Here is a 23,869-nt window from a genome sequence, read left to right as displayed (position 1 = left end):
GGCAGGCCACGAGCGCCGCTCGCGTCAGCCGATCCGGAAGCCGAGGAGTTGCGCGATGACCACGGCCTGCCCGACGTCGATGACGGCTCCGGCCCGCTCGACGGCCGTCGGGTCGAGCGCGGTGAGATCGCTGCCACGCAGGTCGGCGCCGCCCAGCTTGACGTTGAGCAGCTGCGCGCCGGACAGATCGACGCCAGCCACGGTGGCCCCCGTGAGATTGGCCCGGGTCAGGTCCACCTCGCGCATCCGCACCCCGGTCAGCCGAACACCCCGCAGGTCAGCGCCGGGCAGGGCGACGAAGGACCAGTCACCGCCGTCGACGGTCAACGGTCGCAGGTCGCACTCGAAGAAGGTGCTGCCGACCAGCTTGCAGCCGGTGAACTCGGCCTCGAAGAAGTTGCACCGCCGGAACACGCAACGGGTGAAGGCCGAGTCGACGTGCCGGGACGCGTTGAACCGCACGTTGCCGAACGTGCACCCGGTGAAGACCGCTCCACGGCTCACCGCCTCGGTCAGGTCCACGTCGAAGAACTCACAACCCACGAAGTGTCGGTCGGTCAGCTCCTCGCCATACCAGTCCTCGTTACGGTAGGTCACGTCCTCGGTCAGCTCCGGCATCCGGCCAGGCTAGTGGCCAGCAACGACAGCCGCGCAGCCGGCGTGGCCCGCTGTGACCCCCTTCCGGTACGGGCGAACCGGCGAGTAGGTTCGGCGACGTGAGTGTGGCTCGGAGCAAGGACCCGGATCAGATCGGTTTCGACCCGGCGCGGTTGGCGCGGATCGACGAGCACTTCGGCCGGTACGTCGACGACGGCCGGCTGGCCGGCTGGCAGGTGGTGGTCACCCGTCGCGGCGAGGTGGCGCACTCCTCGACGTACGGGCTGCGGGACCGGGAGTCGGGCGCACCGGTCGAGGCCGACACGCTCTGGCGGATCTACTCGATGACCAAGCCGGTCACCTCGGTCGCGGCGATGATGCTGTGGGAGGAGGGCCGGTTCGAGCTGACCGACGAGATCAGCCGCTGGCTTCCGGAGTTCGCCGACCTACGGGTCTACTCCAAGGGATCGGTGCTCAAGCCGTACACCGTGCCGGCGACCGAGCCGATCCGGGTCTGGCACCTGCTCACCCACACCGCCGGCCTGACGTACGGCTTCATGCAGACGTCGGTGGTCGACGGGCTCTACCGGGCCGCCGGCTACGACCTGTACCCGCCGGCGGACGTCGACCTGGCCGGCGCCTGCGCGGTCTTCGGGAAGCTGCCGCTGCTGTTCCAGCCCGGTTCGGCCTGGGGCTACTCGGTCGCCACCGACGTACTCGGTCGGCTCGTCGAGGTGATCTCCGGGCAGAGCCTCGACGCGTTCTTCGCCGACCGGATCTTCGGCCCGCTGGGCATGACCGACACCCGCTGGTGGGTGGAGGGCGAGGAGGCGGACCGCCTGGCCGCGCTCTACGTCCCGGACCCGCGCAGCGGGCGGGCCGTCCGCTACGACAGCCTCGGCTCGCTCGCGTTCAGCAAGCCAGCCCTGCTGTCCGGCGGCGGTGGCCTGATCTCCAGCGCCGCCGACTACCACCGCTTCACCCAGATGTTGCTGCGCGGCGGCGAGCTGGACGGGGTTCGGCTGCTCGGGCCGCGCACGGTGCGGTTCATGACCCGCAACCACCTGCCCGGCGGGCAGGACCTGGGCACCCTGTCCACCGGCGGCTTCGCGGAGTCGACCCTCGACGGGATCGGCTTCGGCCTGGGCTTCGCGGTGACCGACGACCCGATCCCCAGCCGGGTGCCGAGCAGCGTCGGCGAGTACTACTGGGGTGGAGTGGCCAGCACCGCGTTCTGGGTGGACCCGACCGAGGAGATCACCGCGCTGCTGTTCACCCAGCTGATGCCGTCGAGCACCTACCCGCTGCGCTCCCAGCTGCGTCAACTCGTCTACGCCGCGCTGCTCGACTGACCGGTACGACCGCCGCGCCGCTCGGCGCTGACCTCCGCGGACCCGGCGGCAGTGACGCCGGGAGGTCAGGCCGCCGACCCGACCCGTGTGTCGCCACCGCTGTAGAGCTGCCCCAGATGTGGGGCACGCGGCGGCAGCTGTCCCGGCAAGCCCGCCGCACGCCAAGCGCGCCGCACCCCAAGCGCACCGCACCTCGAGCGCGGCCAGCGACCTGCCGCCTCCGGCCGCCCCATATCCGGAGCAGCTCTACAGCACGGCGGCCCCACCCCATGACCTCCGCCTCGGGTGTCCGCGGTCGTCGGTGGTCGAGGTGGTCGGGGCGCCGCGCTGGCCTACCGAGCGCGATCGACCTCAGTCGGCGAGGCGGGCGGGGAAGCCACCGGTGGCGATCGGGCCCCAGGCGTCGATGGTGACCCGGATCAGCGACTTGCCCTGGCGCACCATCGCCGCCCGATAGTCGTCCCAGTCCGGGTGTTCGCCGGAGATGCTGCGGAAGTATTCGACAAGCGGCTCCAGCGCCTCGGGCAGGTCGAGCACCTCGGCGGTGCCGTCGATCTGCACCCAGGGGCCGTTCCAGTCGTCGCTGAGCACGCACGCCGAGACGCGCGGATCGCGGCGGATGTTGGTCACCTTGGCCCGCTCGGGGTAGGTCGAGACGACGAGCCGGCCCTGCCCGTCGATCCCCGCCGAGACCGGGGAGGACTGCGGGCGACCGTCGGCCCGGGTGGTCATCAGCAGCACGCGGTGTCGCGGCCGGAGGAAGTCGAGCAGGCTGTCCCGGTCGACCCGGGTGTTCCGTGCGATGCTGCGCGCCATTCCTCGTTCCTACCAGGGTGCGGGCGGGGCGGCGGCAGCGGGTCAGCGGGGCCGGGCCGTGGAGCGGTGTACCGCCTGGGTGGGCACCCGGGGGCGGCTGGACGGGCGCCAGGCCCGACCGTTGGCGTAGATCACCCGAAAGCCGAGGTACGACGCCAGCGGCGCCCAGTGGGCCGAACCCATTCGCAGCTCGGCGGCATTGTGCCGCTGGCCGTTGGCGAGCACGTCGAGGAGGACGGTTTCGAAAGCCGCCGATTCGACCCAGTCGACTTCTCGGGTGAAACCGCAGATCAGAGCAGCTCCGGTGACCTCAAGGAACTCGCGCAGGACCGCGTCGGAGGCCCGCAGGACCGAGCAACTGCCGAAATAGAGTCGCCGCCCCTCGGCCCGGCCCGCCATCAGGTCGGCCACCTCGTTCAACTCCACCGACTGCCAGTCGGTGAGGCACAGCCGGCTCGGTTCGCCGTGCATCGCGAAGAAGCCGACCCGGTGGTCCGCGTACTGCTTGAGCAGCCAGCGGTCCAGGAAGTAGAACAACTCGTCGCGGGTGGCCGCGTCCTTGTGGATGAAACGGATCTTGCCGAGCCGCTCCAGCAGCTCAAGGGTGGGCAGGACGGAGCCCCGCTCGTTGAGGTCGCGGTGCCACTGACCCTCGACACAGAAGACGCCACCGCGTGCCACGTGCACCTCCGCCAGTCCGCAGCCCGAGGCTGACGTTACCGGCCGCCACCAGCCAGGGAACATCACCCTCGGTGTGGCAGATTGCGACGTTCGGTGCGCTTGATCCCGCAAGGGCCGATCGGCGATCAATGGCTGTTTCGCAAATCAGCCTAATTCCCAGCCAATACCCAGGTACTGCAGATTGTGAGGACGATTCTCGTTAATCGCCTCCAACCACACCGATCAGTGTCAGGGTGGAGATCGCGGGACTTCTCGGTCGATGTCCCGTGGCCACCCCATTCGCTCTCCTATCGGGAGGACTTCTGTGCGCGTAAACACCTTGAAGCGTGCTGCCATCGCATTCGCCCTGGCGCTGCCCGGGGCAGCGATCGCCGCGGTGGTCGCCGCGCCAGCGGCGTACGCGGACGGCTGCTACACGTGGAACCGCACCCTGGCCCAGGGGCGCTCCGGCGACGACGTCCGACAGCTGCAGATCCGGGTCGCAGGCTGGGCCGGCAACCGGAACATCGTGGAGAACGACGGCCGCTACGGACCGAAGACGGCCGCCGCGGTCAAGCGGTTCCAACAGGCGTACGGGCTGCGCGCCGACGGCGTCGCCGGCCCGCAGACCTACGCGAAGCTGTACCAGCTCCAGGACAACGACTGCACACCCGCGCACTTCAGCTACAACGAACTCGACAACGGGTGCGGCGGAAGTGGGTGGAGCGGCGGTCCGCTGTCGGCGGCCCAGACCAAGCAGAACGCGCTGCGCACCATGTGGAAGCTGGAGGCGCTGCGCAAGAGCCTCGGCGACAAACCGCTCAACGTGTCCAGCGGATACCGCAGCCGCGCCTGCAACAACCAGGTCGGCGGCGCGTCGGACAGCCAGCACCTGTACGGCAACGCGGCCGACGTCACCTCACGGACGTCGTCGCTGTGCCAGGTCGCCCGCGGCGCCCGTAACAACGGCTTCAGCGGGATCTACGGTCCGGGTTACCCGGACCACGACGACCACGTGCACGTCGACTCGCGTCGGGAGAACAACAGGGACAACAGCTCGAACACGACGAACTGGTCCGCGCCGGACTGCGGGATCTGAGCCGGCGACGACCGACTCATCTGTTGGGCGCGACGTCGGCCCGACGCGGAGGGGGATCTCCGCGTCGGGCCGACGTGGTGTCGCCCCGGGTCGGGTGGGCGGAGGGGTGCGCTCAGCTCGCCCGGGGCCAGCGCGGCGCGGTGACGGGGGGAGTCACCGGCCGGCCAGCAGCGGTCGGCCGTACACCCGGTGGGACGACCCGCGCGGCCTGCTGCCGCGCCGGCAACCCACCGGTACGCCCGGCCGGCGCCTGGTAGCCGGTCGTTGCCGGCCGGCTACCGGCGGGACGTGCGGGAGACGGCCCGGTCGCCGTGAACGGGAACGGTACGTGCACGAACGGATTGCCGTGCCGGATCAACGCCTCGATCTGGCGTTCGTTGAGCCCGTGTGTCTCCAACACCCGTCGCCCCCACCGGTGCAGGCGGCACGGGTAGGAGGCGCCGTCATTGCGGCACAGCGGCCCGGTGGGCCACTCCTCGGCGGTGTGCACGACCACCGCCCGAACCGCCAGCCGGACATCTTCCGGGGTCAGCGATGCCGGCATCGGCACCTCACCCAGTACCTGATCGATGGGATCCGTCGACTGCTCACCAACTCGCACGGCAGGCCTCCCGCAGTTCGGCAGCGGTACGGCGGACCCACCGCACCGACATCCTCGGCCATGGGTACGGCCGGCACCGGACGAAAGTTCAATTCTGGTACGCGGTAAGCAGATCCTCCGGCGACAGCACTCGGATCCCCTCGACGACGGTGCCGCTGCGCGACACGGCAACGGCCGGCACCGCGTCGTCGGCACCGGGCAGCCGGGACCGATGCAGCAGCAGCCGACCCAGGTCATGCGCGTCGAAGGGCCGGCTCTCCTGCCATTTGATCGAACCGAAGAAACTGATGCGCTGAGCGACGGGCCCCCGGTCGGCGCCAACCAGGTCGATCTCCGGGTCGTTGGTCCGGGTCCAGTAGCTGCCGATCACCGCTGCCTCCGCCGGCAGGTGGTCGCCGCTCAGCCGGCGCAGCGCCTCTCGGACGACAGGTTCAATGGCCCGTCCCCGCCAGGACGCCCACGACCGGACGATCCGGTCCAGGGTCAGGTCACCTCGCCCGCGCTCGATCTCGGACAGGTGAGATCCCAGGAATGACAGCCAGAAGCGCAGGTACGGGTCGGCCACCGCATAGCGGGTTTCCCGCGACGGCTTGGTCGACAGCGGAACGGCGACCTCCACGGCCCGCTTCTGGGCCAGCAGGCGCAGGGCGCGGTTCAGGGACGCCTGTGGAAGATCCCCCGCAGCGCGGGAGATCAGCGAGAAGGTCCGCTCACCGCTGCCGATGGCCCGCAGCACCAGCCCTGCCTGGGACTGGGGCGGAAACTCCGCCGCCAGTGCTCGCTCGCCGCTGACCAGCAGAGCGGAGGTCGGATCCCGTACCGCCTCGCTCAGATAGTCGTGGACGGATGCGCCGTTCGGCCACTCGTCGAGGATCAGCGGCAGACCGCCGGACACCAGGTAGGCGTCGAACGCGTCGGCGGCGGACAGGTCGAGCATGTCGCGGACGTCGGCTGGGCTCAGCGGCGGAATGACCATCTCGGTGGCTCGCTGGTGGAACGGCCGGCCGTAGTCGTTCAGGGCCTCCATCATCGCCAGATCCGAGCCGACGCAGATCAGCAGGACGGGCCGCCGGGACAACTCGCGATCGAAGACCTTCTGCAACGTTCCCTCGAAGCCCGGGTCACTCGCGATGAGGTACGGCATTTCGTCCAGGACGACGACGCTCGGTCGGTCGGACGGCAGCGCGGCGGCGAGCAGGGTCAGAGCGGCGTCCCACGTCTGCGGTTGCTGCTCACTAAGGATCTGCGCCCCCGGCAGCGTCGAGGCGGCCGCCGTTTCCACGAAGAGTGCGAGGTCGGCTGCGACGGTCGGCTGCGCGGAGGCGGTGAAGAAGAGATACGGCACGTCGGCCCGCTCGACGAACTCCTCCACCAGTCGGGACTTGCCTACCCGCCGGCGACCGCGCATGAGAAGGGCCCGCCCAGGCCGACCAGCACGACCACCTCGTTGCACCCGAGAAAGCATGCCGCCGAGGAGGTGGAGTTCACGGTCCCGTCCGACAAAGCCATCCACGATCACTCCTGACACAACCAACAATGGAACAACCAAAAATGAGTGTAACCTCATCCGTGTTGGTATGCCTGGCCATCTGGCCCAGCGAACGGCTCGTCAGACCAAGCCGGCGTCGTGCACGAGCAGGGCCACCTGGACCCGGTTGTTGAGGTCGAGCCGGGTCAGCAGCCGGGAGACGTACGCCTTCACCGTCGCCACGCTCATGAACAGCTCCCCCGCGATCTCCGCGTTGGTGTGCCCGCGGCCCAGGGCGACCGCCACCTGCCGCTCCCGCTCACTGAGCCCGGTGAGCAACCGCAGCGCCCGCTCCCGCCGCGGGTCGGGGCCGGCCCGGCCGGGGGTGGCGGCGGTCACGTGGGCGATCAGTGTGCGGGTCACCGTCGGGGACAGGGCCGCCTCACCGGCCGCCACCCGACGAACGGCGTGCACGATCTCCGCCGGCGGGGTGTCCTTGAGCAGGAAACCGGCCGCCCCGGCGCGCAACGCCCGCAGCACCTGCTCGTCGGCGTCGAAGGTGGTCAGCACCAGCACCTCCGGCGGGTGTGGCTGGGCACGCAGGGCCTCGGTGGCGGTCAGCCCGTCCACCCGGGGCATCCGGATGTCCATCAGCACCACGTCCGGGGCGTACGCGGCGACAGCGGCGGGGACCTCACCGCCATCGGCCGCCTCGCCGACCACGGTCAGGTCCGGCAGACCGCCGAGGATCATCGAGAGCCCGGCCCGGACCAGCGCGTCGTCGTCCACGATCAGCACGCGCACCGGCGACACTGCCGACTGCGGCACCGCCGCACCGGAAGGGCCGACCACTCCGGAGGCGTTGGCGGCGCCGGAAGGGCCCGCCGCTGCGGAAGGGCCGGTCACGCCGGAAGGGCCGGTCACGCCGGCCACGGCAGCCAGGCGGCCAGCCGGAAGTCGCCTGCGTCGTCGCGACCGTAGGCGAGCCGGCCACCGGCGAGGGTGACCCGTTCGCTGATGCCGACCAGGCCGGTGCCGGCGCCTGGCAGCGTGTCGCCGGCCGGTGCGCCGACCGGCCAGCGGTTGCCGATCGCCACGGTCAGGCCGCTGCCCGGGCCGCCCGCGACGTCCACGGTGACCGCCGCGCCGGCCGCGTGCTTGCGGGCGTTGGTCAGCCCCTCCTGCACGATCCGGTACGCGGCCCGCCCCAGCGCCGCCGGCACCTCCCCCGGGCTGGCGACGCTGTCGCTGACGTTGACGCGCACCCCGGCTGCCCGCGATTCGGCGATCAGGGCTGGCAGGTCGGCGAGGGTGGGTTGCGGCGGCTCCGGGGCGTCGCCGTCGTCGCTCTCGGCCCGGAGCACCCCGATCACCTCCCGCAGATCCTGAAGGGCGGCGTGCGCGCTGCCCCGGATCACCCCGGCGGCCCGGGCCACCTCGTCCGCGGGAGCGTCCGGGCGGAACTCCAGCGCCCCGGCGTGCAGGCTGAGCAGCGAGATCCGGTGGGCCAGCACGTCGTGCATCTCCCGGGCGATCCGGGTGCGTTCGAGGTGACGGGCCTGGGCGACCCGAAGCTGCTGCTCGGCTTCGGCCCGCTCGGCCCGATCCCGCAGCGACACGATCAACTGCCGCCGGGCCCGGACGAACATTCCCCAGGCGAGCACGGTGAGAGTGATCACCACACCCCAGGCGACGGTGGCCCAGTAGGGCATGACCGGATCCGGACGAGTCCAGCTGTAGACCAGGTTGGTGATGAGACCGACGCCGGTCACCGCGACCGCGACCGCGGTGCGCCGGTGGACCACCACGGTGAAGTAGAAGATCAACAGCGGGATGGAGGCGGCCATCGAGAACAGGTTCAACGGCAGGGTCGCCACCATCAACCCGAGCGGCCACCGCCTCCGCAGCCAGAGCAGCCCGCAGCAGACCAGCCCGATCAGCGCGTCCACGCCGACCATCCAGTCGTGCGGCAGCGCGACCGCCGTCTCCGGGTTCGGCGACAGGGCGTCCGCCGTGGCGTACAGCACCCAGAGCAGGCTGATCAGGAAGGCCAGGGTGTCGACCGCCCAGTCCCGGGTGGTCCGCCGGGGCCGGCGGGTCGCCGTCTCCGGGCTGGTCGCGCCGGCCAGCGCCCCGGGCAGCAGCCAGGGGTGTTCCGGCACGGCGAGGCTGGTCACGGCACCATGCTAGGCAGCCGAAGGGCGCCACGACCAGCTACCAAAGTCGAGACCCGCCGGTCGACCAAGGTCGGTACGGCATCGACCGGCGGCCGCAGCGGATGGCCGGGCGGCGCGGGCAGGCTCGACCACATGATCACCGTGGAGAACCTCACCAAGCGATACGGGCCACACCCGGCGGTGGACGACGTCTCGTTCCACTGCGAGCCGGGGACCGTCACCGGCTTCCTCGGCCCCAACGGCGCCGGCAAGTCGACCACCATGCGCATGATCTGCGGGCTAACCGCGCCGACCGCCGGCCGCGCCACCGTCTCCGGGCGCCCCTATCGGGAGCTGCCCAACCCGGGGCGCGAGGTCGGGGTGCTGCTGGACGCCTCCGCTCAGCACGCCGGGCGGACCGGCCGCGAGGCGTTGACGCTGTCCACGTACACCATGGGGTTGGACCGGCGCGAGGTCGCCGCGAAGCTCGACCTGGTCGGGTTGAACGCGGTGGCCGCGAAGCGCCGGGTCCGGGCGTACTCGTTGGGCATGCGCCAGCGCCTGGGCCTGGCGCATGCGCTGCTCGGTGACCCCCGGGTGCTGATCCTCGACGAGCCGGCGAACGGCCTGGACCCGGAGGGGATCTTCTGGATGCGCGGCCTGCTGCGCGACTTCGCCGACCGGGGCGGCACGGTGCTGCTCTCCTCCCACCTGCTGCGCGAGGTGGAGGCGGTCGCGGACCGGCTGGTGGTGATCGGGGGTGGCCGGATCGTGGCCCAGGGCAACAAGAACGAGCTGCTGGCCGGCGGCGGCACTGTGGTCCGGGCCCGCGACGGCGCGGCGTTGCGCCGGGCGCTGGAGGTTGCCGGGCTGAGCGCCGCCGACAGCTCGGAAGGACTGCTCGTGCAGGCCGACGCCGAGGTGGTCGGCCAGGCCGCCGCGGATGCCGGCGTCGCGCTGGCCGAGCTGCGCCCCGCCAGCGGCGGTGGCCTCGAACAACTCTTCCTCACCCTGACCGCCGGCGAATCCACCAAGGAGGCCGTCCGATGACCACCACCGCGCCCGCCGCGAGCGCCGTCGCGCCCCAGCAGCACAATCCGGTACGCCGACCGTCGCTGCTCCGGCTCACCGTCGTGGAGCTGCGCAAACTCGTCGATACCCGGGCCGGCCGCTGGCTGCTGATCACCATCGGCCTGATCGCCGCAGTGGTCGTCACCCTCCAGTTGATCTACGCGGACGACGCCGACCAGACGTTCTCCAACTTCTTCGTCCCCTCGCTGCTGCCGGTGGGGGTGCTGTTGCCCGTGCTCGGCATCCTCTCGATCACCAGCGAGTGGTCGCAACGGACCGCCCTCACCACGTACGCCCTGGTGCCCCGTCGGGAGCGGGTGGTGACCGCCAAGCTGGTCGCGGTCATGGTGGCGGCACTCGCTTCGGTGCTGGCGAGCCTCGCCCTCGCCGCCGTCGGGACGCTGGTGGCCTCCGCCATCGGCGGCGCCGGCACCTGGCAGCTCGACGGGTCGCTGATCGTGAACGCGGTGATCCTCCAGGTCACCAGCGTGCTGATGGGCGCCGCCTTCGGTCTGCTGCTGCTCAACCCGCCGGTGGCCATCGTCGGCTATTTCCTGCTGCCCACCATCTGGGGAGTGCTGGGCGAGATGGTCCGGCCTCTGCGCGGCCCCTCCGAATGGCTCGACACCAGCAAGACGATGGAACCGCTGTTCAGCAGTGACGCCCTCACCGGGGAGCAGTGGGGACGGATCGTGGTGTCCCTGCTGGTCTGGCTGGTCCTGCCACTGGCCGCCGGGCTGTTCCGGACGCTCCGCCGCGAGGTGTCCTGACCATGGACACGGCCGGCTACCGACCACGCACCGTGGTCAGCGGCGGCCCGGTGGAGCTGGCGGTCATGTGGGGCGGCTTTCCGCTGCTCGGCGCGGGCGTGGGATGGCTCCTCGCGGCCACGACGGGTTGGCTCGCCCGGCTGCCCTGGGTGCCGTTCGGCGATCTGATCGAGTGGCTGGACCGGCTGCCCGAGCCGCAGGCCACCGCCGGCACGATCGCGGTGGGCGTCCTGGGCGGTCTGGTCATCGCCGGGATCGGCACCGCCGAGCGGCTGATCGTCACCGTCGACCCGGCGCAGGTCCGGCTGCGCCGCTCCGACCAGGACCGGACCGTCGCACGGGTCGACGCCCGGGTGGTCTTCCTCACCGACGGGCACCTGGTGCTGCTCGACGCCGACGGCGCGGAACTCGTCCGGGAGCCGACGGACCTGCCGGCCAACCAACTGGCTGCGGCGTTCCGGACGCACGGCTGGGGTTGGGCGGATGACGACCCCCACCGGTCGGCGTACCGGCTGTGGGTGCCCGACCTGCCCGGCCTGCCCGCCGGCGCGGACGCACTGCTGCGCGCGCGCGTTCGGGCGATCGAGCGGGACCGCCGCGACGACGCCCGGGAGCTGCGCCGGGAGCTGGGTCTGATCGGTGTGGTGCTGCGCGACGAGAGCAAGCGGCAGTACTGGCGGCTGACCGCGCGAGCTGTCGCCCCGGGGCCGGAGCAGTCGACTTCGGCCGAGCGGGAGCCGGACGGGCGGTAGCGTCTGTCCCAGCAGACCCTGGGAGCCGCGCGATGACCGAACAGCAGCCGTACCGGGTGGTGTCCCGACACCCCGGCTTCGAGCTGCGTCGGTACCCGGCCCACCTGGTGGCCGAGATGCAGATCCAGGCGTCGTTCACCAGGGCGCCGATCGAGGCGTTCCGGCCGCTGGCCGCGTACCTCGCGGGTGCCAACCGGGCTCGGCACCCGATCGGGTCGAACACGCCGGCGACGTCCGCGTCCGACGGCTCGGAGAAGATCGCCATGACGGTGCCGATGGTGCAGGTGGAGGGTGAGTGGCCGGGCGCGTACCTGCTCCAGTTCGTCATACCGGCCACCTTCACCGCCGCCACAGTGCCCGAGCCGGTGGACGCCCGGGTGCGGATCCGCGAGATTCCGGCGCAACTGGCTGCGGCCATGCGCTTCTCCGGCCGGTGGACGGAGCAGGCGTTCAGCCAGCGGGCAACCATGCTCGGCCGGTCGGTCACCGCCGCCGGGCTGCAACCCACGGGCGCGATCCGGTACGCACGCTTCGACCCGCCGTGGAAACCGTGGTTCCTGCGCCGCAACGAGGTCGTGCTGCCGGTCGTCGAGTGAGCTACCGGAGCCGCCGACGGTCCTCGACGCTCGGTCGCGCCAGCAGCAGGGACATCGCGAGCCCGGAGAGCAGCCCGAACAGCGAAATCAGCACGTCGGAGTCGGCGCCGTTGATCGGGCTGTTGCCGGCCAGCCTGGTGAACGTCGCGCCGATCGGCAGCAGGATCATGATGGGAATTGCCGTGGCCAGCAGGAACACCGTCGGGCCAACCACCGCGACGAGAGCGGCGAGTGCGTGGTGCCACCAGATCGGCCGACCGCCCGGCCAGTCCCAGGCCAGCACTGTGATCCCGGTGAGCAGCACCGCCCCGAGGGCGACCTCCGGCAGGAGGCGTGAGCCGGGCGGGGCGGCACGCGCCAGCCCGACGCCGAGCAGGGCCGCCACGACGAGACCGGCCGCCAGCCCGACGCGAGCCTGGGTCCGTGCCGGGGCCGCCGCCAGGGCGGCACCGACGGCCAGCACGACAAGCAACGCCGCGGTGGCCAGGGCGCCCTGGTTCAGCTCCGGCTCCCGGTCGGTCGGTGACTCGATGCCGGCCGCCACAAGCGCCAGAACCCCGGCCACACACGCCGCGCCGGTCAACGCCTTCCGCTCCACCGCTGAGGGCGTGCCACGCTCCCGGGCTGGCGGCGTGGCACGCTCCCGCCAATGCAGCACCGCCGCGAGCGCCGCGAGCACGGCGCAACCGCTGACGGCGAGCAGCACCGTCGCCTCGACGCCGGCCGGGTCGGCCCGGTCGATCGCCACGTCGGCGGCGACCCACAGACCGCCGAGCGCCACCGCCGGTTGACTCCAGCGCAGGTGCCCCCGGCCGGCCAGCACCAGCCCGATCGCCACTGCCATGATCGCTAGGAAGCGCAGGTCGCGCGCCCAGTAGGCGTTGTTGCCCGGCAGACTTTCCGACCACGGACCGATCGGCTCGGTAAGCGGTTGCAGCACGGTCACGCCGTACGCCCAGAGCACCACGGCGGCGGCGGAGAGCAGCAGGCCGACCGAACGCGCGAATCGCATCCGTGGACGGTAGCGGCCCGGCCGCTTCCTCGGGGGGCGGGGACGCGGTCATCCGGCGACCCCGACCGAGGACCGCGCGGGGCGGTGTCGCAGCGACCGCCACGTCGGCAGCACGCTCGCCAGCACCGCGAGCAGCAGGCACAGCCCCACCACCCCGGCGACCACCGACCACGGCACCACCAGGTCGACGGGGGCACCGACCTGCTCGGCGAGGCCGGCGCGCGGGCGGCCTACGCTGAGCCGGTCGGCCGCGAACCCAGGAGGAGCCATGACCCGGTACGTCGCCCTGCTGCGCGGGGTCAACGTCGGCACCACCCGGCTGGCGATGGCCGACCTGCGTCGGATCGTCACCGACCTCGGGCACGAGGACGTCAAGACGTACCTGCAGAGCGGCAACGTGGCCTTCGACAGCACCGTGCGCGACGCGGAGAAGCTGGCCGCCGGCATCGAGCGGGCCCTCGCCGACGAGCTGGCGTTGACGGTGCCGGTGCTGGTGCGCAGTGGCCGGGAGCTGGCGGCGGTGGCCGGCGGCAACCCGTACGCCGACCGGGAGGACGACCCGACGAGGCTGCTGGTGGCCTTCCTCGCCACCCCGCCGAAGAAGTCCACGGTGGACGCGCTGACCGTGCCCGGTGGGGAGAACGTGTCGTTCACGGTGACCGGCCGGGAGGTCTTCCTGCACTTCGTCGACGGCGGTTACGGGCGGTCGAAGTTCACCAACGCGTACCTGGAGAAGAAGCTCGGCGTGGTGTCGACCAGCCGCAACTGGAAGTCGGTGCGGGCACTGGCGGAGATGACCGCCGCCTGACCAAGGTGGGGGCCGCGGCTCGGCGACCCCCACCGACGCTGCTCAGAAGTGGTACGCGGTCTCGTACTCGGGCACCAGCACCCGGCTGCGCGGCGAGATCCGGCGCACGGCCGCGATCATGTCGTTCAACCGAGTGCGGTCGGTCGGCGCGACCGGCGGCGGGTTCTGAAGCGCCGTCTCGAAGTTGTCGAAGTGCACCGGCACCACGACCTTCGGATAGTCGAGGCCGGCCAGCAGACGCGGCAGGTAGTCGCCGGTGGTGGTGGCGTTCTGCAGGGCCACCATCGCCACGTCGGGCGACAGGCCGGTGAGGTTCCGCTCGGCGACGTCGCTGGCCCCGGTGAAGTACACCGACGGTCCGCCGTCGACCCGCAGCAGGTAGCCCAGCGTGTCGCCCTCCGGCAGGTCCGCGATGGTCGCCGGCTGCGCGGGCTGGCTCACCCGCACCCCCGGAAAGGCCAGGGAGTACGACGGGTTGCGGCTGTGCAGCGAGCCGACGACCTCGACGGTGTGGTCCCCGAAGTCCAGCACCTCCCCACCCTTGACCGGGCTGAGCTGCGTCGACGGCACCCCGTAGGCCAACCCGAGGTGGTACGCGGTCAGCGTGCCGAACACCCGCGCGCCGGTGCGCTTGGCGATGTGGGGCACGTCCATGAAGTGGTCCCAGTGGGTGTGCGTGACCAGCACCGTCGTGGCCTTCTCGACGCGCGGGTCGATCACGTCGGCGCGCACTGTCAACGGGGTGTCGGTCCTGAACGCGCCGGTGAACAGCCCGGTGTCGATCCGGCTGAGGAACGGGTCGACGAGAACGGTGCGGTCGGCGATGTCGACGCGCCAGCCGGCCGTACCCCACCAGCGGAAGCTGACCGCGCCCCTGCGGCGGGCGGTGGGGGTGGGTGCGGCGGCCGGCGTCGCGGCGTGGGCCGGGGTGGCGGCGCCGGCGGCGAGCCCACCGGTGGTCACCAGGGCGGTGGTGGCGGCGGTGTCGCGCAGGAAACGTCGGCGGTCGAGACTGGGCATGCGGTTCCACTCCCCGTGGTCGGGCGGTTGGTCGACCACGAGCCAACCAGCGCCACCGGGCTCCGGTCCAAGATCGAAGACGACCGGCTCCGATACGTCAGCGGATATCGGGCCAGCTCAGGTGCCACGCGCCGAGGCTGCGGCGGGTGCGGAATCAGTCGCCGCGCAGCGCCTCGACGGCCGTCCGGGCGGCCTCCCCCATCGCCAGGTCCACGTCGATCCGCCGCGAGGCCAACCGGTCGGCACGGGCGAAGACGGCGATCGCGTACCGGCCGCCGTCGGGATATTCGGCAACCCCGGCCTCCAGGTGCAGACCGGGCAGGGTGCCGGTCTTTCCGGAGACCCGGACGCCCGGCGGGAACCCGGCGGCCAGCCGGGTCCAGAAGATCTGCCGGGCCATCCAGGTGCGGACCATCGCGCAGGCGGCAGGCGGCCCGGCCTCGTCCCGCCAGATCAGGGTGAGCAACCGGGTGATCTCCCGGGCGGTGCTGGAGGTGGTGTGCTCAGGGTCGAAGACCCGCATCGCCCGGACCCGTTCCTCCGGCAACGTGGGGAAGATCCGGGCGAACTCCGCCTCCGTGCGTGCGCCCACGTCGGCGAGCATCAACTCGACCAGGTCCCGAGGGCCGCCGAGGACGCGGGTACGGCTCAGCCCCAGCTCGGCGGCGAGCATCGGCAGCAGGTCCGGGCCGACCCGGCGCAGCAGCAGGTCGGCGGCGGTGTTGTCGGTGACCGACATGGCGAAGTACGCGAGGTCGCGCAGCGACACCTCGGCGTCGTCGGTGCAGCCGGCCAGACCCCACCCACCGAGCCGGTCGTCGGCGGTGACCAGGACCCGTTCGGTGGGGTCCAGTTGACCGGCCTCGACCTGCCGGGCGAACTCCAGCACCAGCAGGACCTTGAAGATCGAGGCGATCACCACCTGGTCGTCGGCCCGCAGCCCGATCTCCGGAACGCCGTCGGCGGTGCCGCCGGGGGTCGGGTCGGTGGCGTCCACGTCCACCACGTGCAGGCTGGCCGTCACCCCCACGGCGGCGAAGATGGCCTCGATGCGCTCGCTGACGTCCACGCCAGCACGGTATCCAGCGGCCAGGCTTCGGCGCTGGCGTAGGGTCCGGCCGTGGATCTGCTCCGGCACCTGCGGCACTTCGTGGTGGTCGCGCACGAACTGCACTTCGGGCGGGCTGCGGAGCTGCTCGGGATGGCCCAGCCGCCCCTGAGCCAGTCGATCCAGCGGCTGGAACGGGAGCTGACCGTCGAGTTGTTCGACCGGTCCCGCCGCCAGGTACGCCTCACCACCGCCGGTGAGCTGCTGCTCGGCGAGGCGGAGGACCTGCTCGCGGGTGAGGGTCGGCTCCGCAACCTGATGGGGCAGGTCCGGGCCGGTGAGCTGGGCGTACTCCGGGCCGGGGTGCCACCGGAGACGCCCGCGGTGACGCTGCGCGCGCTGCTGGACGGGCTCACCACCCGGGCAGCCGGCCTGGACGTCGAACTGCACGAGCTGACGACCGCCGAGCAGGTGCGGATGCTCGCCGAGCGGACCCTCGACGTGGGGCTCGTGCACCACCCGGTGTCGGCGGACGGGCTGCGCTTCGGCGCCCCGGTGGACGTACCCCTGGGGGTGTTGCTGCCCCGCACCTCGCCGCTGGCCCGCGACCGGGAGGTGGCACTCGCGTCGCTGGCCGGTCTGGATCTGGTGGCCGCGCCCCGGGCTACCGCTCCCGGCTGGCACGACCACCTGCTGGCGGTGTGCCGACAGCAGGGTTGGCGACCTGCCCGGGTGCGCCCCGCCCGCAACCCGGAGTTCCTCTTCGGCCTGGTGCTGGCCGGCGGCGGGGTGGCCGTGGAACCGGCGACGGTGGCGCGACGGGAACCCCGCGTCGCCTGGCGGCCGATCGCCGGCGCGCCGCTGGCCAAGCGGACGTCGGCGGCCTGGCCGGACCGGTCGGCGCACCCGGCGGCGTCGATGTTCGGGCAGCTCGCCGCCGAGGTGCTGGCCGACGCCGAGCCCGCGCCGCCCGCGCCGGCCGGAACCTCGCCGCCGGCGGCACGGCCCTGGCCTGTGCTCTTCGACACGACCGGGTGAACCGTCCCGGCGTTGCGCTCGTCACCTCGGTTTGGGCGGTGCACCGACCGCACACCCGGGTATGGATGACAGGCAACGAAGATGACGCGAAGGAGCCGCAGTGGCAATCACCATTCCCGACATCAGCCTGAACGACGGCACCACCATTCCGCAGCTCGGCTTCGGGGTGTTCCAGATCGAGCCGAAGGACACCGTCGCGGCGGTGACCACGGCCCTTGAGACCGGCTACCGGCACATCGACACCGCCGAGATGTACGGCAACGAGGCCGAGGTCGGCGAGGCGGTCCGCATGTCCGGCCTCGACCGGGCTTCGGTGTACGTGACCAGCAAGCTGAACAACGGCTTTCACCGCCCCGACGACGCCCGCAAGGCGTTCGACTCGACGCTCGCGGCGCTGAAGATGGACTACATCGACCTGTTCCTGATCCACTGGCCGTTGCCGACCCTGTACGACGGCGACTACGTCTCGACCTGGAAGGTGCTGGAGGAGTTCCAGCGCGACGGCCGCGCCCGCTCGATCGGCGTGTCGAACTTCCAGGTGGCGCACCTGGAGCGGCTGGCCGCCGAGGCGGACGTCGTGCCGGCGGTCAACCAGATCGAGGCGCACCCGTACTTCACCAACGACGAGGTCCGCGCCTACGGCCGCGAGCACAACATCCTCACCGAGGCGTGGTCGCCCATCGCGCAGGGCAAGGTGCTGGACGACCCGACGGTGGTCGACATCGCCGGGCAGCTCGACCGAACGCCGGCGCAGGTGGTGCTCCGCTGGCACGTGCAGCGTGGCGACATCATCTTCCCGAAGTCGACCACGCCGAAGCGGATCGAGGAGAACACCCGGATCTTCGACTTCGAGCTGGACGACACGGCGATGGAGCGGATCACCGCGCTGAACAAGGGCGAGGCCGGGCGGCAGGGCCCGAACCCGGACACCTTCGCCTACGTCCCCCGCTGACCTGAGGCCGCCGCTCGGCGGGCAGGTCTCCTGAATGCATGATGCCTCAGAGTCATCTTGATGACCCTGAGGCATCACGCTGTTCCCGGCGGGTCAATCACGCTGTTCCCGGCGCTCAGGAGCCGACGCGCTCGGCGATCCGGCGGAACACCGCGTGGGTCGGCGATCCGGGCTCGGGGACGTAGACGATCATCCGCTGGTCGGTCTCCGGCACCAGCAGGACGCGGCACTCGAACTCCAAGGGCCCCAGCTCGGGGTGCGGCACCCGCTTGACGACCGGTCGGCGTTCCTCGACGTCGTGCTCGGCCCAGAGCCGGGCGAACCGGGGTGAGGTGCCGAGCAGCTCGGTGACCAGCTCGCGGATCGCCGGGTCGGCCGGGTAGCGCCCGTAGGCGGCCCGCAGGTCCGCGACCGTGCTTCGCACGAATCGGATCACCTCGGCATCGGTCCAGTGGGCGCTGGTCGCCGGCTGCCGGAACGTCCAGCGGATCATGTTGCGGTCCGCGTCAGGCACGGCCGCGAGATCCCCCACGAAGTACGTGGCCAGGCGGTTCCAGGCCAGCACGTGGTACGCGGCGTCGACGAGGTACGCCGGGGTCTCGGTCATGGCGTCGAGCAGGTGCCGCAACCCGGAGGGCACCTCCCGGCTCGGCCCGCCGGCCGGTGGCGGATTTTCCCCGGCGATCCGGAACAGGTACTCGCGCTCGTCCCGGCTCAGCAGCAGCGCCCGGGCCATCGAGGCGAGCACCTGCCGGGACGGGTGCGGCCCTCGGCCCTGCTCCAGTCGGATGTAGTAGTCGATCGACATCCCGGCGAGCTGGGCGACCTCCTGCCGGCGCAGCCCGGGGGTACGTCGGCGTTCGCCCTCGGGGAGCCCGACCTCGGCGGGGCGCAGCCGGGCGCGGCGGGTGCGCAGGAACGCCGCCAGTTCGTCGCGCCGCAACCCGCTGCCCGTCATGCCTCCAGCATGCCCCGGTCCGTCCCGGCGAAGGTGGTACCGCTGGTCCCAGCCTCCGCCCGTCTCTCCCCGGGCGCGGCCAGCCCGGCGAGGCTCGACGGCATGACGAACATGATCGCCCTGATCACCGGGGCCAACAAGGGGATCGGTTTCGCCACCGCCCGCCAGCTCGGCGCCCTCGGGATGACCGTGCTGGTCGGTGCCCGCGACGCCGAGCGCGGCCGGGCAGCCGAGCGGGAGCTGCGCGACGGCGGCACGGACGCCCGGTTCGTGCCGATCGACGTGACCGACGCCGAATCGGTGACAGCCGCGGCGAAACAGGTCCAGGCGGAACACGGGCAACTGGACGTGCTGGTCAACAACGCCGGCATCGTCCTCGCCGACGGCGCTCAGGGGCTGCCCAGCGAGACGACAGTGGCGACGCTGCGCCGCGTCTACGAGACGAACGTGTTCGGGGTGGCGACGGTGACCAACGCGCTGCTGCCGCTGCTGCGCCGGGCACCGGCGGCCCGGATCGTCAACGTTTCCAGCGAGGTCGGCTCGATCGCGGTCATGACCGACCCGGCGGGCGCGCTGTTCGCGCTGACCTCAGTGCCGTACCCGTCGTCGAAGGCGGCGCTGAACATGCTCACCGCGATGTACGCCAAGGAACTGCGGGACACCCCGATCAAGGTGAACGCGGCGAACCCGGGCTACTGCGCCACCGACCTGAACAGCAACAGCGGCTTCCGCACCGCCGAGCAGGGCGCCGAGGTGAGCGTGCACCTGGCGACCCTGCCAGCCGACGGACCGAGCGGGCTGCTCTGGGGCTTCCAGATGGACGCCGGCGGTGGGTACGGCGTGCTGCCCTGGTGACGGTGAGCGCTTGACCTGGAGTGCGCTCCAGCCGGCAGGGTGACCCGTGCGCCCACCGGTAGGGCGCACGAGAGGAGATCCCCATGCGGTACCGCACGATCGGCGCTGACCCGGCGACCCGGCGCGAGGTCAGCGTGCTGAGCCTCGGCGCGATGCTCTTCGGCAGCGCCACCGACGAGGCCACCTCGTACGCGATCCTCGACCGGTACGTCGAGGCTGGTGGCACGTTCATCGACACGTCGGACAACTACGCGTTCTGGGTGGACGGCGGGCAGGGCGGGCAGAGCGAGGAACTGCTCGGCCGGTGGCGGCGCAGCCGGGGCGTCGGTGCCGAGATCGTCATCGCCACCAAGCTGGGCGCTCGACCGCTGGCCCCGGGGACCAGCTACCTGGACAACGCGGAGGGCCTTTCCGCCAAGGTGATCCGCGAGTCCGCGGAGCGCAGCCGGGAACGGCTCGGGGTGGAGCGACTGGACCTGCTCTACGCACACATCGAGGACCGGACCGTGCCGCTCCAGGAGACCGTGGAGGGCTTCGCCGAACTGGTCGCCGAGGGCACGGTGGGTCTGCTGGGTGCCAGCAACCACCGGGCCTGGCGGGTGGAGCGGGCCCGGGCGTTGGCCGCCGCCGCAGGCCTGCCAGGGTACGAGGTGCTCCAGTACCAGCGCAGTTACCTGCCGAACCGCACCGACCTGGTCAGCGAGTTGGACCCGGACGGCGAGCCGGGCGGCGTGAGCGGTGACCTGCTCAGCTACCTGCGTGCCGAGCCCGACTTGACCCTGGTGGCGTACTCGCCGCTGCTCAAGGGGGCGTTCACCCGGGCGGACAAGCCGCTCAGCTCGGCGTACGACCTGCCGAGCGCGCCCCGGCGACTGGCCGCGCTGCGGGAGGTGGCCGGGCAGAGCGGCGCGACGGTCAACCAGGTGGTGCTCGCCTGGCTGCTGGGCGGTGAGCTGCCGTCCATCCCGCTGGTGGGCGCCTCGTCGGTGGCGCAACTGGAGGAGAGCCTGGCAGCGGTCGAGCTGGAGCTGACCGCCGAGCAACGGCAGCGCCTCGACACCACCTGGTGACCGGTCACCGGCCGCCTCGCCGACCTCAGCTTGCGGTCGGTGGGGCGGTCAGGTCGAGCTGCCAGTCGTTGGCGCGCATCAGCTGCCCCGGCGGGTATTCGAAGTCCGTCTCGCCGAGCAGTGTGAAACCGGCCTTGCGGCAGACCGCGTTCGAGGCGGGATTGTCGACCGAGGGGTAGGCGTGGGCGTAGCGCCGGTCCTGCCGAGCGCGCAACACGTCGATGACCGCCCGCACCGCGACGGTCGCCAGCCCCTGCCCCCGGTAAGAGGGCAGCACCGCCCAGCCCAGCTCGTACACCGGTCGGTCGTGCCAGTCGCGGCCCCAGTAGCCGACACTGCCGGCCCGCACGCCGTCCGGCAGCACCAGCGTGAACATCGCGCCCTGTCCGGTCCCGGCGAAGTGCACGTACCGGTCGTGCCGGGCGAGCACCTGCTCGTCGGTCTCCGGGCCGCCGGTGTGCTTGCGGGTGTCCGGAGAGTTGAGCTCCCGCAGCAGGTCGAGGTCGTCCTCGTCCCACGGTGCGATGCGTACCTGTGCCATGCCCACTCCCCTGTCCGTCGACCACAGTCAAGCCGACCCCACCGACATTGCGCCCCGAAACGCCGCCCGCTAGATCCGATCTAGCGGGCGGCGTGCTGCTTTCTCGCGCCGAAGAGGTGGAACCGACAACTCGGGAGGGGGATGATGACACCGCTCAGGATCGCCGTGATCATCGGCAGCACCCGGGAGGGGCGGGCCGGCGACCAGGTCACCAGCTGGTTCACCGAACAGGCCGCGCGGCACGACGACCTGGCGGTGACCGTCGTTGACCTGACCAAGTACGACTTCCCGGCCAGCTACCCCGCCGAACCGACCGCGTCGATCCGGGCGTTCGTCCGCGAGGTGGGTCGAGCGGACGCGTTCGTCATGGTCACCCCCGAGTACAACCACAGCTTCCCCGCACCGCTGAAACAAGCCATCGACTACGCGTACGACGAGTGGCAGGCCAAACCGGTCGGCTTCGTGTCGTACGGCTGTCGGTCCACCGGCCGGTACGCGGTCGACCAGCTCCGCACCGTCTTCACGGCGCTGCACGCGATGACGGTGCGTGACGTCGTCGGGATCGACCTACTCGGCGGCGAGCCGACACCGCAGTGCACCGACGAGCTGCGCCGGGACGCCAGCGTCCTGCTCGACCAGCTCCGCTGGTGGGGCCTGGCTCTGCGCGACGCCCGGGCGGCTCGACCGTACGTCTCCTGAACACGTCCAACACGAAAGGTAAGGATCATGAGTAGACGCACCACCGGCCTGGCCATCGAGGCCGAGGGGCTCACCCGCTCGTTCGGGGACACCCGGGCGCTGGCCGGGATCGACCTTCAGGTGCCCGCCGGCACCGTCTACGGTCTGCTCGGCCCCAACGGGGCGGGCAAGACCACAGCCGTCCGGGTGCTGGCGACATTGCTGCGCCCCGACGGCGGTTCGGCCCGGGTCTTCGGCCACGACGTGGTCACCGAGGCCGACAAGGTCCGTTCCCGGGTCAGCCTCACCGGCCAGTACGCCTCGGTCGACGAGGACCTGACCGGTACGGAGAACCTGGTGCTCCTCGCCCGCCTGCTCGGTCTGCGCAAGCCGGCCGCCCGGGAGCGCGCGGCGGCCCTGCTCGCCGCGTTCGGACTGACCGAGGCGAGTGACCGCCAGGTGAAGAAGTACTCGGGTGGGATGCGGCGGCGCATCGACATCGCCGCCAGCATCCTGAACACGCCCGACCTGCTCTTCCTCGACGAGCCGACGACCGGCCTCGACCCGCGGAGCCGCAACCAGGTGTGGGAGATCGTCCGGGCGGTGGTGTCGCACGGCACCACAGTGCTGCTGACCACCCAGTACCTCGACGAGGCCGACCAGCTCGCCGGTCGGATCGCGGTCGTCGACCACGGCCGGGTGATCGCGGAGGGCACCCCGGGTGAGTTGAAGTCGTCTATCGGCTCCGGCACCGTCCACCTGCGACTGCGCGATCCCGGCCAGCGGACCGAGGCGGAGAGGGTGCTCCGGGAGGCGCTCGGCGTGCCGGTGCAGCTCGCCGCCGACCCGGTGGCGTTGACCGCCCGCGTCGGTGAGGCCGGCACCGACCTCGATGCCAGCGCCCAGGCCTCGCGCGCGCTCGGCGAGCTGGCCCGCGCCGGCATCGTCGTGGACAACTTCTCCCTCGGCCAGCCGAGCCTCGACGAGGTCTTCCTTGCCCTGACCGATCACCCCGCCGTGCCGGCCGGCGAGCCCGACAACGAGCTGGAGGCAGCCCGATGAGCGACACCACGACCACCACCGAACGGGCGCCGTCCGTCTACGTGCCGTCCGCCGACGCGCTGGCGACAGTGCTCGCGCCCGGTACCCGACCGCCCCGACCCAGCGCGCTGGGCGCGTCGCTCACCTTCGGCTGGCGGGCCATGCTGAAGATCAAACACGTGCCGGAGCAGCTCTTCGACGTCACCGCGTTCCCGATCATCATGGTGCTGATGTTCACGTACCTGTTCGGTGGCGCCCTCGCCGGCAGCCCGCGCGAATATCTGCAGTTCTTCCTGCCCGGCATCATGGTGACCAGCGTCGTGATGATCACCATGTACACCGGCGTCGGCCTCAACACCGACATCGAGAAGGGCATCTTCGACCGGTTCCGGACACTGCCCGTCTGGCGCCCGGCTGCCCTGGTCGGCATGATCTTCGGCGACGTGCTGCGCTACATCCTCGCCGCCCTGGTGATCCTGGGCCTGGGGCTGGCGCTCGGCTTCCGGCCCGCCGGCGGGGTCGTCGGCGTGGCCATCGGGATCGGGCTGCTGGTGGTCTTCTCGTTCGCCTTCTCCTGGGTGTGGACGTTCTTCGGGCTGATCCTGCGCAGCGAGAAGTCGGTGATGGGCGTCAGCATGATGGTGCTGTTCCCGCTGACGTTCCTGAGCAACGTCTTCGTCGACCCGAGCACCATGCCCGGCTGGCTCCAGGCGTTCGTGAAGGTCAACCCGGTGACGCAGCTGGTCGCGGCGATCCGTGGGGCGATGAGCGGCGACTCGGACCCGTCGGCCACCATGTGGTTGCTGGTCTGGAGCGCCGGTTTCCTGGTCGTCTTCGGCACCCTGACCATGCACAGGTACAACCGCCGCTGACCCGGCCACGACCCGTTCGACGGGCGCCGCCACGGCTG

The 23,869-nt window shown here is 71.6% G+C and carries 27 protein-coding genes; 14 read left to right on the top strand and 13 right to left on the bottom strand.

Annotated elements, in window-relative coordinates:
• Positions 1–24 precede the first annotated feature (24 nt).
• Complete coding sequence (locus FBZ33_RS04130; protein WP_088946411.1) at positions 25–618, bottom strand: pentapeptide repeat-containing protein; 594 nt, start codon at positions 616–618, stop codon at positions 25–27.
• Positions 619–716: 98 nt separating this feature from the next.
• Between FBZ33_RS04130 and FBZ33_RS04125 the strand changes: the two genes are divergently transcribed.
• Positions 717–1,949 (top strand): serine hydrolase, encoded by a 1,233-nt coding sequence (locus tag FBZ33_RS04125; protein ID WP_141908054.1) that lies wholly within the window; start codon positions 717–719, stop codon positions 1,947–1,949.
• Positions 1,950–2,300: 351 nt separating this feature from the next.
• Here the strand turns inward: FBZ33_RS04125 and FBZ33_RS04120 are convergent, their stop codons facing one another.
• Both FBZ33_RS04120 and FBZ33_RS04115 read right to left on the bottom strand, forming a co-directional pair.
• A complete protein-coding gene (locus FBZ33_RS04120; protein ID WP_099850879.1) occupies positions 2,301–2,765 on the bottom strand; it encodes a PPOX class F420-dependent oxidoreductase in 465 nt (154 codons plus the stop codon).
• A gap of 42 nt (positions 2,766–2,807) precedes the next feature.
• Positions 2,808–3,446 carry a hypothetical protein gene (locus FBZ33_RS04115; RefSeq protein WP_088951490.1) on the bottom strand — a complete coding sequence of 213 codons (639 nt, stop codon included), beginning with the start codon at positions 3,444–3,446 and terminating at the stop codon, positions 2,808–2,810.
• A gap of 304 nt (positions 3,447–3,750) precedes the next feature.
• Here FBZ33_RS04115 and FBZ33_RS04110 point away from each other — a divergent pair, with 304 nt between their 5' ends.
• Positions 3,751–4,524, top strand: coding sequence for a D-Ala-D-Ala carboxypeptidase family metallohydrolase (locus FBZ33_RS04110; protein WP_088946408.1), 774 nt, complete (start codon positions 3,751–3,753; stop codon positions 4,522–4,524).
• Between the two features lie 112 nt (positions 4,525–4,636).
• On the opposite strand, the gene FBZ33_RS04105 is transcribed toward FBZ33_RS04110, so the two are convergent.
• The 4 genes from FBZ33_RS04105 to FBZ33_RS04090 form a co-directional block, all read right to left on the bottom strand.
• On the bottom strand, positions 4,637–5,068 hold the full coding sequence (locus FBZ33_RS04105; RefSeq protein WP_231927230.1) for a hypothetical protein: 432 nt from the start codon (positions 5,066–5,068) through the stop codon (positions 4,637–4,639).
• 145 nt (positions 5,069–5,213) lie between these two features.
• A complete protein-coding gene (locus FBZ33_RS04100; RefSeq protein WP_370452967.1) occupies positions 5,214–6,533 on the bottom strand; it encodes an ATP-binding protein in 1,320 nt (439 codons plus the stop codon).
• A 201-nt stretch (positions 6,534–6,734) separates the two neighbouring features.
• Entirely contained in the window at positions 6,735–7,535 is an 801-nt protein-coding gene (locus tag FBZ33_RS04095; RefSeq protein WP_141912395.1) for a response regulator transcription factor, read from the bottom strand.
• Positions 7,514–8,770, bottom strand: a complete 1,257-nt coding sequence (locus FBZ33_RS04090; protein ID WP_141908052.1) for a sensor histidine kinase — start codon at positions 8,768–8,770, stop codon at positions 7,514–7,516. The genes FBZ33_RS04095 and FBZ33_RS04090 overlap by 22 nt, the downstream gene beginning before the upstream one ends.
• Before the next feature lie 132 nt (positions 8,771–8,902).
• Between FBZ33_RS04090 and FBZ33_RS04085 the strand changes: the two genes are divergently transcribed.
• From FBZ33_RS04085 to FBZ33_RS04070, 4 genes are read left to right on the top strand one after another with little or no spacing between them, the layout of a single operon-like run.
• Positions 8,903–9,799 (top strand): ABC transporter ATP-binding protein, encoded by an 897-nt coding sequence (locus tag FBZ33_RS04085; RefSeq protein ID WP_141908051.1) that lies wholly within the window; start codon positions 8,903–8,905, stop codon positions 9,797–9,799.
• The gene (locus tag FBZ33_RS04080; protein WP_141908050.1) at positions 9,796–10,590 is read left to right on the top strand and encodes an ABC transporter permease; all 795 of its coding nucleotides are present in this window, start codon (positions 9,796–9,798) and stop codon (positions 10,588–10,590) included. The genes FBZ33_RS04085 and FBZ33_RS04080 overlap by 4 nt, the downstream gene beginning before the upstream one ends.
• Positions 10,591–10,592: 2 nt before the next feature.
• Complete coding sequence (locus tag FBZ33_RS04075; RefSeq protein ID WP_141908049.1) at positions 10,593–11,342, top strand: hypothetical protein; 750 nt, start codon at positions 10,593–10,595, stop codon at positions 11,340–11,342.
• Positions 11,343–11,374: 32 nt separating this feature from the next.
• On the top strand, positions 11,375–11,938 hold the full coding sequence (locus FBZ33_RS04070; RefSeq protein ID WP_088946402.1) for a heme-binding protein: 564 nt from the start codon (positions 11,375–11,377) through the stop codon (positions 11,936–11,938).
• Between the two features lies 1 nt (position 11,939).
• On the opposite strand, the gene FBZ33_RS04065 is transcribed toward FBZ33_RS04070, so the two are convergent.
• Both FBZ33_RS04065 and FBZ33_RS04060 read right to left on the bottom strand, forming a co-directional pair.
• Positions 11,940–12,950 carry an NAD(P)(+) transhydrogenase (Re/Si-specific) subunit beta gene (locus FBZ33_RS04065; RefSeq protein ID WP_141908048.1) on the bottom strand — a complete coding sequence of 337 codons (1,011 nt, stop codon included), beginning with the start codon at positions 12,948–12,950 and terminating at the stop codon, positions 11,940–11,942.
• Positions 12,951–12,998: 48 nt separating this feature from the next.
• Complete coding sequence (locus tag FBZ33_RS04060; protein WP_141908047.1) at positions 12,999–13,220, bottom strand: hypothetical protein; 222 nt, start codon at positions 13,218–13,220, stop codon at positions 12,999–13,001.
• Here FBZ33_RS04060 and FBZ33_RS04055 point away from each other — a divergent pair.
• Positions 13,219–13,758: a DUF1697 domain-containing protein gene (locus FBZ33_RS04055; protein WP_141908046.1), complete on the top strand. Its 540-nt coding sequence runs from the start codon at positions 13,219–13,221 to the stop codon at positions 13,756–13,758. The genes FBZ33_RS04060 and FBZ33_RS04055 overlap by 2 nt on opposite strands.
• Before the next feature lie 42 nt (positions 13,759–13,800).
• Here the strand turns inward: FBZ33_RS04055 and FBZ33_RS04050 are convergent, their stop codons facing one another.
• Both FBZ33_RS04050 and FBZ33_RS04045 read right to left on the bottom strand, forming a co-directional pair.
• Positions 13,801–14,778, bottom strand: a complete 978-nt coding sequence (locus FBZ33_RS04050) for an MBL fold metallo-hydrolase (protein WP_141908045.1) — start codon at positions 14,776–14,778, stop codon at positions 13,801–13,803.
• Positions 14,779–14,932: 154 nt separating this feature from the next.
• Positions 14,933–15,847, bottom strand: a complete 915-nt coding sequence (locus tag FBZ33_RS04045) for a serine hydrolase (protein WP_141908044.1) — start codon at positions 15,845–15,847, stop codon at positions 14,933–14,935.
• Between the two features lie 51 nt (positions 15,848–15,898).
• On the opposite strand from FBZ33_RS04045, the gene FBZ33_RS04040 reads away from it, so the two are divergent.
• Both FBZ33_RS04040 and FBZ33_RS04035 read left to right on the top strand, forming a co-directional pair.
• The gene (locus tag FBZ33_RS04040) at positions 15,899–16,864 is read left to right on the top strand and encodes a LysR family transcriptional regulator (RefSeq protein WP_141908043.1); all 966 of its coding nucleotides are present in this window, start codon (positions 15,899–15,901) and stop codon (positions 16,862–16,864) included.
• Positions 16,865–16,964: 100 nt separating this feature from the next.
• Positions 16,965–17,816 carry an aldo/keto reductase gene (locus FBZ33_RS04035; protein WP_185755201.1) on the top strand — a complete coding sequence of 284 codons (852 nt, stop codon included), beginning with the start codon at positions 16,965–16,967 and terminating at the stop codon, positions 17,814–17,816.
• 115 nt (positions 17,817–17,931) lie between these two features.
• On the opposite strand, the gene FBZ33_RS04030 is transcribed toward FBZ33_RS04035, so the two are convergent.
• Entirely contained in the window at positions 17,932–18,774 is an 843-nt protein-coding gene (locus tag FBZ33_RS04030) for a helix-turn-helix transcriptional regulator (protein ID WP_141908042.1), read from the bottom strand.
• A 102-nt stretch (positions 18,775–18,876) separates the two neighbouring features.
• On the opposite strand from FBZ33_RS04030, the gene FBZ33_RS04025 reads away from it, so the two are divergent.
• Positions 18,877–19,629, top strand: a complete 753-nt coding sequence (locus tag FBZ33_RS04025; protein ID WP_141908041.1) for an SDR family oxidoreductase — start codon at positions 18,877–18,879, stop codon at positions 19,627–19,629.
• An 83-nt stretch (positions 19,630–19,712) separates the two neighbouring features.
• Positions 19,713–20,699 (top strand): aldo/keto reductase, encoded by a 987-nt coding sequence (locus FBZ33_RS04020; RefSeq protein WP_141908040.1) that lies wholly within the window; start codon positions 19,713–19,715, stop codon positions 20,697–20,699.
• Between the two features lie 25 nt (positions 20,700–20,724).
• Here the strand turns inward: FBZ33_RS04020 and FBZ33_RS04015 are convergent, their stop codons facing one another.
• Positions 20,725–21,240: a GNAT family N-acetyltransferase gene (locus FBZ33_RS04015; RefSeq protein WP_141908039.1), complete on the bottom strand. Its 516-nt coding sequence runs from the start codon at positions 21,238–21,240 to the stop codon at positions 20,725–20,727.
• A gap of 144 nt (positions 21,241–21,384) precedes the next feature.
• Between FBZ33_RS04015 and FBZ33_RS04010 the strand changes: the two genes are divergently transcribed.
• Genes FBZ33_RS04010 through FBZ33_RS04000 form a run of 3 tightly spaced genes read left to right on the top strand, consistent with a single transcriptional unit; the run spans position 21,385 to position 23,831 of the window.
• The gene (locus tag FBZ33_RS04010; protein ID WP_185755200.1) at positions 21,385–21,939 is read left to right on the top strand and encodes an NADPH-dependent FMN reductase; all 555 of its coding nucleotides are present in this window, start codon (positions 21,385–21,387) and stop codon (positions 21,937–21,939) included.
• A 27-nt stretch (positions 21,940–21,966) separates the two neighbouring features.
• Positions 21,967–22,980 carry an ATP-binding cassette domain-containing protein gene (locus FBZ33_RS04005; protein WP_141908037.1) on the top strand — a complete coding sequence of 338 codons (1,014 nt, stop codon included), beginning with the start codon at positions 21,967–21,969 and terminating at the stop codon, positions 22,978–22,980.
• On the top strand, positions 22,977–23,831 hold the full coding sequence (locus FBZ33_RS04000) for an ABC transporter permease (protein WP_141908036.1): 855 nt from the start codon (positions 22,977–22,979) through the stop codon (positions 23,829–23,831). Before FBZ33_RS04005 ends, FBZ33_RS04000 begins: the two co-directional genes overlap by 4 nt.
• Positions 23,832–23,869 lie beyond the last annotated feature (38 nt).

Source organism: Micromonospora sp. A202, assembly GCF_006715105.1.
Taxonomy (GTDB): Bacteria; Actinomycetota; Actinomycetes; order Mycobacteriales; family Micromonosporaceae; genus Micromonospora; species Micromonospora zamorensis.
Note: the sequence above shows the minus strand (reverse complement) of the source record. Positions and strands in the feature narration are given on the sequence as shown.